We start from the raw sequence: 8,690 nt of genomic DNA, 5'->3' as shown, positions 1-8,690 counted from the left end.
GTTCCCTGATCGTCGGGGGAACTGCGCCGCGGCGCCGTCGTGTTGGGGTGGGGCCGCTCAGGCGGACCGGTCGCTGCCGGGGCCGTCGTAGTCCTCGCCGTAGGCGCCCTTGGAGGGGCGGCGGCGGCGCAGCGGGGGCTCGACGCCGTCCGCGAGGCGGCGGGCGGTGACGAGGAAGCCGGTGTGGCCGATCATCCGGTGGTCCGGGCGGACGGCGAGGCCCTCGACGTGCCAGTTGCGGATCATCGATTCCCACGGCTGCGGTTCGGCGTAGCAGCCGAACTCGCGGATGGATTCGACGGTGCGGGCGAGCTGGGTGGTGGTGGCCACGTAGCAGCAGAGGATGCCGCCGGGGACCAGGGCCTTGGAGACGGCTTCCAGGCACTCCCAGGGGGCGAGCATGTCGAGGATGACGCGGTCGACGTCGGTGTCGGACAGGTTGTCCTGGAGGTCGCCGACGGTCAGCTGCCACGCGGGGTGCGGGCCGCCGAAGTACCGCTCGACGTTGGCGGTGGCGATCTCGGCGAAGTCCGCGCGCCGCTCGTAGCTGTGGAGCATGCCCTGGTCGCCGATGGCGCGCAGCAGGAAGCTGCTCAGGGAGCCGGAGCCGACGCCGGCTTCCACGACGCGGGCGCCGGGGAAGATGTCGGCGAAGGCCAGGATCTGGCCGGCGTCCTTGGGGTAGACCACGGCGGCGCCGCGGGGCATGGACAGGACATAGTCGGGGAGCAGGGGACGCAGCGCGAGGTATGCGACGTTGCCCGTGGTACGGACAACGCTGCCCTCGGGGGCGCCGATCAGCTCGTCGTGCGGGAAGGAACCCTTGTGGGTGTGGAAATTCTTCCCGGCTTCGAGCGTGAACGTGTAGTGGCGGCCCTTGGGGTCGGTGAGCTGAACCTGGTCCCCGACCTCGAAGGGCCCGCGTCGGCGGGCGGCACCGGTCGGTTCGGACATGTGACCAGTGTATTGGGTTCAGGACTGGGGCCGCGCCATGGCCTTCACGAAGGCCTTCTCGACGTCCAGGGTGGAGAGCACGCCGTAGATCTCGCCGCCGGGTTCGAGGACGAGGTACTCGGTGGCGGGGGTGGCGCGGAGGTGGTCGAGCAGTTCTTCGCCGGTGAGCTCCGCGGAAACCTTCATGCCGGCGGTGAGGTCCTGGGCGAGGGTGCTGACGGCGACCCAGGGCCGGCGGTGTTCGGGGACGGAGGCGATGGCGGTCTCGCGGACGATGGCGGTGGGGTCGCCCAGGCCGTCGACGACGACGAGGGCGCGGGCGCCGGCTTCGTTGGCGCGGCGCAGCGCTTCGGAGAGCGGGGTGGTGTGCTCGACGGGGATGGCGCGCCGGGTCAGGGTGCGGGCCCGGAGCTCGGGGAGGTGCTCGCGCAGTCGGGCCATGCGCAGGCTGTTGCCGGCGCCGGTCCAGATGATGGCGGCGAGGATGGCGGCCAGGAGGGCGTCCATGACGGTGTCCATGCCGCCGATCTCCTCGGTGCGGTTGCCGAGGAAGCCGGTATGGGTGAGCAGGGGGAGCCCCAGGAGGATGGCCACGGCGAGGCCGCGGCCGATCCAGGCGGCGGCGATGGTGCCGGCCATGGGCTTGCCGGTGATGCCCCAAATGACGGCGCGGAGCATGCGGCCGCCGTCGAGCGGGAGGCCGGGGAGGAGGTTGAAGGCGGCGACGAGCAGGTTGGAGATCATGAGTCCGGCGAGGAGGACGCCGGGGACGGTGGCGGGGTCCACGGCGTTCATGCCGAGGTAGAAGGCGCCGGTGAGGGCGAGGGAGAGCAGCGGGCCGACGAAGGCGAGGACGAATTCGCGGCCGGGCGTCTCGGATTCCTTCTCGATCTCGGAGACGCCGCCGAAGAACTGGAGCTGGATGCGGCGCACGGGGAGTTTGAAGCGGAGGGCGGCGACGGTGTGCGCGAGTTCGTGGACGAGGACCGAGGCGTAGAAGGCGACGGCGAAGAAGAGGGAGACGAGGTAGCGGACCGGTCCGAGGTCGGGCAGGACGCGGTCGAGCTGGTCGCCGAAGACCCAGGTGATGAGGGCGGCGACGAGGAACCAGCTGGGTGAGACGTACACGGGCACGCCGAAGGGGCGGCCCATGAGGATGCCGCCGCCCGGTCCGGAGCGCCGGCCTCCGCGCTCGCCGGTTTCGTCGGTGTCTGCCACGGCTGTCCTTCGTTCGGTGCTGTCCGGCGGGGTCCGCCCCGTCGGGGTTCTCTGTGGGTTCCCTGCCCGTTCCGGTGGGGTTCCAGGCACGCCGTGGCGCGCTGTGATGCTCCGATCATGCAGGGCGAGGGGGCTCGGAGTCGATGGTATGCGTGTGCTGTCGGCGGCGGGTCGTAGGGTTTTACGCATGACGACGAGTTCCGGTGCCGTGCCAGGCGCAGCAGATGCCGACGCGGTGGCGCGTGCCGCGGCGCCCACTTCGCTCTCGCCTTCGCGGGCGGGCGATTTCATGCGGTGCCCGCTGCTGTACCGGTTCCGGGTGATCGACAAGCTGCCGGAGAAGCCCAGTGCGGCGGCGACGCGGGGGACGCTGGTGCACGCGGTGCTGGAGCGGCTCTTCGACCATCCCGCGGCGGAGCGGACGGCGCCGCGGGCGAAGGCGTTGATCCCGGGGCAGTGGGACCGGTTGCTGGAGGCGAAGCCGGAGCTGGTGGAGCTGTTCCCGGAGGGGGACGGAGGGGTGGAGCTGGCGCGGTGGCTGGAGGAGGCCGAGGCGCTGGTGGACCGGTGGTTCACGTTGGAGGACCCGACGCGGCTGGAGCCGGCGGAGCGGGAGTTCTTCGTCGAGACGGAGCTGGATTCGGGGCTGCGGCTGCGCGGGATCATCGACCGGGTGGACGTGGCGCCGACGGGTGAGGTGCGGATCGTCGACTACAAGACGGGCAAGGCGCCGCGGCCCGAGTACGCCGAGGGCGCCCTGTTCCAGATGAAGTTCTACGCGTTGGTGGTGTGGCGGCTGAAGCGGGTCGTGCCCCGGCGGCTCCAGCTGGTGTACCTCGGCAGCGGGGACGTGCTGACGTACGACCCGGTGATCGCGGACCTGGAGCGGGTGGAGCGCAAGCTGCTCGCGCTGTGGGAGGCGATCCGGGAGGCGACGGAGTCGGGTGACTGGCGGCCGCGGGCGACGAAGCTGTGCGGGTGGTGCGATCACCAGGAGGTGTGTCCGGAGTTCGGGGGGACTCCCCCGCCCTATCCCCTGGTCGTGGTTCCGCGTCCGGTGGGGGCCGGGTCGGGGTCCGGGCGCGACGGGGTGGGCGGTGAGCGGGCGCCGGCTGATCCGCGGGCGGTGCTCCCGGCGGATTCCTGATCGTCGGGTCAGGGCAGAATGGGCGGCGTCCGCCGAAGCCGTCCGACGAATACGAGGTGACCTCCGTGGCGATCCGCGTCCTGCTGGTCGACGACCAGCCACTGCTGCGCACCGGTTTCCGGATGATCCTGGAGGCCGAAGGGGACCTGGCGGTGGTCGGTGAGGCCGGGGACGGTCTGCAGGCGCTGGACCAGGTGCGGGCGCTGCAGCCGGACGTGGTGCTGATGGACATCCGGATGCCGCGGATGGACGGGGTGGAGGCGACTCGGCAGATCACGGGTCCGGGGCGGGACGGGCCGGCGAAGGTGCTGGTGCTGACCACCTTCGACCTGGACGAGTACGTGGTGGAGGCGCTGCGGGCCGGTGCGAGCGGTTTCCTGCTCAAGGACGCGCCCGCCAATGAGCTGGTGCAGGCGATCCGGGTGGTCGCGGGGGGTGAGGCGATGCTCGCGCCGAGCATCACGCGCCGGTTGCTGGACAAGTACGCCGGTCACCTGCCGTCCGGCGAGGAGAGCCGGCCGAACTCGTTGGGGACGCTGACGGAGCGTGAGGTCGAGGTGTTGAAGCTGGTGGCCCGGGGGCTGTCGAACGCGGAGATCGCGGCGGACCTGTTCGTGAGCGAGACCACGGTGAAGACGCACGTGGGGCATGTGCTGACGAAGCTGAGGCTGCGGGACCGGGTGCAGGCCGCGGTGTACGCGTACGAGAGCGGTCTGGTGCGTCCGGGCGCCACCCCTTAGGGCCGGGCACGGGGACGGGCCGGCAGCCGCGTGGAGCGGTTGCCGGCCCGTCGCGCGTGGCTCAGCCCTTGCTGATCTCCCAGAAACGGAAGACCGTGGAGGCGTCCAGCGACCACTGCAGGCCGTTCACGTTCTCGCGGGTCACGGCGTACTGCTTGCCCTGCCACAGCGGGAGGATCGGGACCTCCTCGGCGACGATGTCCTGCAGGCGGTTGTAGTCCATGTTCGCCGAGGTGCGGTCGGACTTCGCGGAGGTCGACGGGATGATCGTCCCGGTGATCTCCTTGTTGTCGTAGTTGTTGCGCAGCACGTTGTCCGGGCCGAAGAACGGCTGGGTGAAGTTGTCGGCGTCGGGGTAGTCCGGCACCCAGCCCTTCACGTACACGCCGTACTTGCCGTCCGCGATGTCCTTCTCGTACTGCTCGAACTCGACGGACTTCATGTCGGCCTCGAAGAGGCCGCTGTCATTGAGCTGCTTGGCGATGACCTGGAACTGGTGGTCGGTGGAGGGGCCGTAGCGGGACGGCGTGGAGTACAGGGTCAGCTTGATCTTGCCGTTGATGCCGGCGGCCTTGAGGACGGCCCTGGCCTTCTCGGGCTGCGGGCTGCCGCCGTAGCGGTCGAAGAACGGCGTCGTGTGTCCGGCGATGCCGGCGGGGACGATGGAGTACAGGGGGGTCGCGGTGCCGGCGTACACGTCCTTGACGAGCGCTTCGCGGTCGACGAGGTAAGCGATGGCCTTGCGTACGGGGAGCTTGCCGACGACCGGGTCGCTCACGTTGAAGACCATGTGCTCGACCTCGGCGCCCGTGCCCTGGACGACGTCGACCTTCTGGTCGCCGGTCCTGACGGCGGCGAGGCCGGCGATGTCCTTGGCGGCGAGACCGCGGAAGGCGAAGTCGACGTCGCCGCTCTCCAGGACCGTCTTGAGGGCGGCCTGGTCGCCGTTGAAGAACTTGAGCGTGACGCCGGTGTTCTTGGCCTTGGCCTTGCCGCTGTAGGACTTGTTGACCGAGAAGCTGGCGCTCTTGTCGCTGAACGCGTCCAGCTTGTAGATGCCGGAGCCGACCGCCTTGTTGTCCGTACGGAGCTTGTCGGCCGGGTACTCGCGGTGGTCGACGATGGCGCCGGCGCCCGAGGCGATCTTGCTCGGGAAGGTGGCGTCGGAGTTCTTGAGGCGGAAGGTGACGTTGTTGTCGTCCGGCGCCTCGATGGTGTCGATCGACGACAGCATCACGGCGGGGCCGTTGGCGTCGTTGATCTTCAAGGTGCGCTCGAAGGAGAACTTGACGTCCTTCGCGGTGAGGCTGTTGCCGTTGCTGAACTTCAGGCCGGGGCGCAGGGTGCACTTGTACACCTTGCTGTCACCGCCCTCGAAGGCGCAGGACTGCGCGGCGTCGGGCTCGGGGGTGGTGCCGCCCTTGGGGAAGGCCATCAGCGACTGGAAGACGTTGTTGAAGAGCAGCCAGGAGCCTGGGTCGTAGCCCGAGGCGGGGTCGGTGGACTTCACCTTGTCGGATATGCCCATGACCACGCCCTTGCCGCTGCCGGCGTTGGAGCCATCGGTCGAACCGCAACCGCTGAGCAGCGCGGCGGCGGTGGCTGCGCCGAGCGGGGCCGCCAGCCACTGGTTACGTCTCATCACGCGAACGTCCTTCTCAGTCTTGACGAATCGTTGCGCCGGCCTGCGACTTCCGCTGCCGGTTACCGCCGGTCTCAGCCGCTGACACCTCGGCCGAGCTCCCACAGCTGGAGGTCGGAGATGGCGTTGACCGACCACTCCACTCCGGTGATCCCGTCGCGTGCGGCGACGTACTGCTTGCCCTGCCACAGGGGCAGGACGGGTACGTCCTCGGCGACGATGTCCTGCATCTCCGTGATCGCGGGGGCGGCGACCGTACGGTCGACCGCGCGCCGGGACTCGGGGATGAGTTTGGTGCGCACCGTGGTGTTGGCGTACGGCGTGCCCAGGAAGTTGTCCTGCTCCAGGAACGGGGCGAGGAAGTTGTCGGCGTCGGGGTAGTCGGGGAACCAGCCGAGCCCGTAGGCGGCGTGGTCGCCCTTCTTCTGCGCGGGCCGGAATTCGGCCCACTCGCTGCCCTGGACGGTGATGTCGAAGAGCTGGGTGGAGTTCAGCTGGGCCTTGAGGGCCTCGAACTCGGCCGCGGTCCCGTCGCCGTAGTGGTCGCTGCTGTAGTTCAGCGTCAGCTTGACGGGGGTCTTGATGCCGGCTTCCTTCAGGAGTGCGGCGGCCTTGGGCGTGTTGGCCTCGCCGTACTTGTTGAAGAAGGAGTTGACGTGGCCCGGCACACCGGTGGGGACCAGGGAGTACAACGGCTGCGCGGACTTCCCGTAGACCTTGGAGATGAGGGCGTTGCGGTCGACGGCGGCGGCGAGGGCCTGCCGTACGGACTTGTCCTTGACCACCGGGGCCTCGGTGTTGAAGCCGAGGTAGCGGATCTCCAGGCCGGGCATCGGGACCAGCTTGACGCCCTTGGGGGGCCTGGCGGAGAAGTCGGCGATCTGCGAGGGCGACAGGGTGCGGGAGACCATGTGGACGGAGCCGTCGGCGAGGGCCTTGCCCACGGCGGCGGAGTCCGGGAAGGTGCGCAGTTCGACCTTGCTGTTCTGCAGCTTGAGGTCGCCCTTGTAGTTCGGGTTCTTGCTGAACACGGCACGCACCAGGCGGCCGTCCCTGACCTCGGGCTTCATCGTGTACGGGCCGGAGCCGTCGACGGCGAAGCCGGGGCGCAGCTTGCCGGCCTCGTAGTGCTTCTCGCTGACGATGCCCGCCGCCGGGGTGGAGAGCTTGCTCGGGAAGGTCGCGTCCGGGGTCTTCAGGTGGAAGACGACGGTGTCGGCGCTCTTGATCTCGACGGTGTCGAGGGTGGAGAGCAGCGAGGACGGGCCGTTCTCGTCCTTGATGGCGAGGACGCGGTCGATGGAGAACTTGACGTCCTCGGCGGTGAGCGGGTCGCCGTCGGCGAACTTCAGCCCGGGGCGCAGCGTGCAGCGGTAGCTCTCGTTGCCGGTGTCCGTGAAGCGGCAGTCGGAGGCGGCTTCGGGGACGGGCTGGCCGCCGCCGCGCGGGGTGTGCATCAGCGTCTGGACGGTCTGGCGCAGGATGTTCCAGGCGCCGGCGTCGTAGGCGTAGGCCGGGTCGAAGGGGGCGGGAGCGAAGTCTGCGGCCTCGAACCGGTCGGTGGTTCCGACGACGATCGCTCCGGATCCGGCTCCTCCGCCGCTCGCGCTGCCGCAGGCGGCCAGCGCGGGGGTGAGCAGTCCGGCCGCAGCCGTCAGCACCATGGTCTTGCGGTTCATGCTGGAAGTACTCCCTGTAACCGGCACTTGCTCAAAGCGGCGTAAAGGGCACTTCGCGGCGGTCGCCCGTTCAGGGCGGAACGATCGGGCCGGTGATGTGACGATCGGTCCACGCCGGACCGGCACAGGGGTGTGTGTCCGGGTCGGCTGAGGTGCGGCGCAGTGCCTTCGTCGACATTAGTGGCCTGGGACGGGATGGCTTGAACTGGCAGGACTCGGGACGTAATCGCACGGTGATGGGAGCGGACCGTGTGTTCGCGTGAGGGTTCGCGCAGATGGGGTCAGGAGCTGATCAATGCGGACACAAGGGAAGGCGCCGGGGCCTGCGGATCGTCCCTTAGGGGGCTTTTGGGGTGACCAAGGTCACCCTGAACAATCGCCCCGGAAAGGATGGAATTTCAGCCTCCGGGGCGTCCGGCGGAAGATCCTCCCGTAGGACCCTGAGGCCACCGTGTTCCGTTCGGTACGGAGCGTGCGCGAACAGTGAGCAGCGCGTGGCCGCGTTCCGGGGGCGGCGACGCTCAGTTCAGCGGGCTGATGAGCGAGCGCAGGAACGCGAGGTCGACGTCCTCCAGGGAGCCGACGACCGTGCGTCCGGGGGCGGGGGAGATCAGTCCGACCGAGGGGACGGCCACGACCCGGCAGCCGGCGGCCTCGGCGGCGGCCACGCCGGTGGCGGTGTCCTCGATGACGGCGCAGCGCGAGGGGTGCGCGCCCAGAGCCTGGGCTGCCAGCAGGTACGGGTCGGGGTGGGGCTTGGTGCGCGGCACCTCGTCCCCGGCGACGGTGAGGTTGAACCGGTCGCGCCCGAGGGAGAGCAGCACCCGGTCGATGACGCGGCGGTGCGAGGCGGAGACCAGGGCGGTGGGCACGTTGTGCCGGGCCAGCTCGGTCAGCAGCCGCTCGGCGCCGGGCATCAGCGGAACCCGGTCGGCGATGCGCGCCTCGAAGCGCTCGTTGAGCAGCACGCTCAGCTCGCCGACGGTGATGGCGGCGCCGGTGGACTGGATCAGGAAGGCCGCGCTGCGGCTCATGGGGCCGCCGACGACCACGTCCCGCCAGGACTCGTCGAGCCGGTGGCCCAGCTCGCCGAAGACGTCGACCTCGGCGTCCCACCAGAAGCCCTCGGTGTCGACCAGCGTGCCGTCCATGTCGAGCAGCACCGCCTGGAGGGCGGAGTCGTCGGCCGTACGGGCGACGGGGGCGGGAACGGTGCTCGTCATGCGCACACCTCTCGGAAGGGACGAGAAGGCCGGTCACCTCTTCCCCGCGGACGTAACCGGGGGAACAGGCGACCGGCCTGGATGGGA

At 69.9% G+C, this 8,690-nt stretch carries 7 protein-coding genes; 2 read left to right on the top strand and 5 right to left on the bottom strand.

The annotated features are described in order from the left end of the window. Positions 1-57 precede the first annotated feature (57 nt). Positions 58-954 (bottom strand): tRNA (adenine-N1)-methyltransferase, encoded by an 897-nt coding sequence (locus tag ACWFQ8_RS16905; protein ID WP_150520350.1) that lies wholly within the window; start codon positions 952-954, stop codon positions 58-60. A gap of 18 nt (positions 955-972) precedes the next feature. Further along, positions 973-2,172, bottom strand: coding sequence for a site-2 protease family protein (locus tag ACWFQ8_RS16900; RefSeq protein ID WP_453786988.1), 1,200 nt, complete (start codon positions 2,170-2,172; stop codon positions 973-975). Between the two features lie 187 nt (positions 2,173-2,359). Between ACWFQ8_RS16900 and ACWFQ8_RS16895 the strand changes: the two genes are divergently transcribed. Then, positions 2,360-3,319 (top strand): RecB family exonuclease, encoded by a 960-nt coding sequence (locus tag ACWFQ8_RS16895; RefSeq protein WP_453786987.1) that lies wholly within the window; start codon positions 2,360-2,362, stop codon positions 3,317-3,319. A 65-nt stretch (positions 3,320-3,384) separates the two neighbouring features. Next, positions 3,385-4,059: a response regulator gene (locus ACWFQ8_RS16890; protein WP_453786986.1), complete on the top strand. Its 675-nt coding sequence runs from the start codon at positions 3,385-3,387 to the stop codon at positions 4,057-4,059. Between the two features lie 61 nt (positions 4,060-4,120). On the opposite strand, the gene ACWFQ8_RS16885 is transcribed toward ACWFQ8_RS16890, so the two are convergent. The 3 genes from ACWFQ8_RS16885 to ACWFQ8_RS16875 form a co-directional block, all read right to left on the bottom strand. After that, positions 4,121-5,701 (bottom strand): ABC transporter substrate-binding protein, encoded by a 1,581-nt coding sequence (locus ACWFQ8_RS16885; RefSeq protein ID WP_453786985.1) that lies wholly within the window; start codon positions 5,699-5,701, stop codon positions 4,121-4,123. A 74-nt stretch (positions 5,702-5,775) separates the two neighbouring features. Further along, the gene (locus tag ACWFQ8_RS16880) at positions 5,776-7,380 is read right to left on the bottom strand and encodes an ABC transporter substrate-binding protein (protein ID WP_453786984.1); all 1,605 of its coding nucleotides are present in this window, start codon (positions 7,378-7,380) and stop codon (positions 5,776-5,778) included. A gap of 521 nt (positions 7,381-7,901) precedes the next feature. Further along, a complete protein-coding gene (locus ACWFQ8_RS16875) occupies positions 7,902-8,603 on the bottom strand; it encodes an HAD family hydrolase (RefSeq protein ID WP_453786983.1) in 702 nt (233 codons plus the stop codon). Between the last annotated feature and the right edge of the window lie 87 nt (positions 8,604-8,690).

This window comes from Streptomyces sp. NPDC055254 (assembly GCF_053606025.1).
The sequence above is the reverse complement of the archived record's forward strand: the minus strand, read 5'-3'. Positions and strand labels throughout refer to the sequence as shown.

Bases quoted from the DNA above. Each gene is read 5' to 3' on its own strand.
- ACWFQ8_RS16895 (WP_453786987.1), top strand. From the start codon at position 2,360: ATGACGACGAGTTCCGGTGCCGTGCCAGGCGCAGCAGATGCCGACGCG.
- ACWFQ8_RS16885 (WP_453786985.1), bottom strand. From the start codon at position 5,701: ATGAGACGTAACCAGTGGCTGGCGGCCCCGCTCGGCGCAGCCACCGCC.
- ACWFQ8_RS16880 (WP_453786984.1), bottom strand. From the start codon at position 7,380: ATGAACCGCAAGACCATGGTGCTGACGGCTGCGGCCGGACTGCTCACC.
- ACWFQ8_RS16875 (WP_453786983.1), bottom strand. From the start codon at position 8,603: ATGACGAGCACCGTTCCCGCCCCCGTCGCCCGTACGGCCGACGACTCC.
- ACWFQ8_RS16905 (WP_150520350.1), bottom strand. From the start codon at position 954: ATGTCCGAACCGACCGGTGCCGCCCGCCGACGCGGGCCCTTCGAGGTC.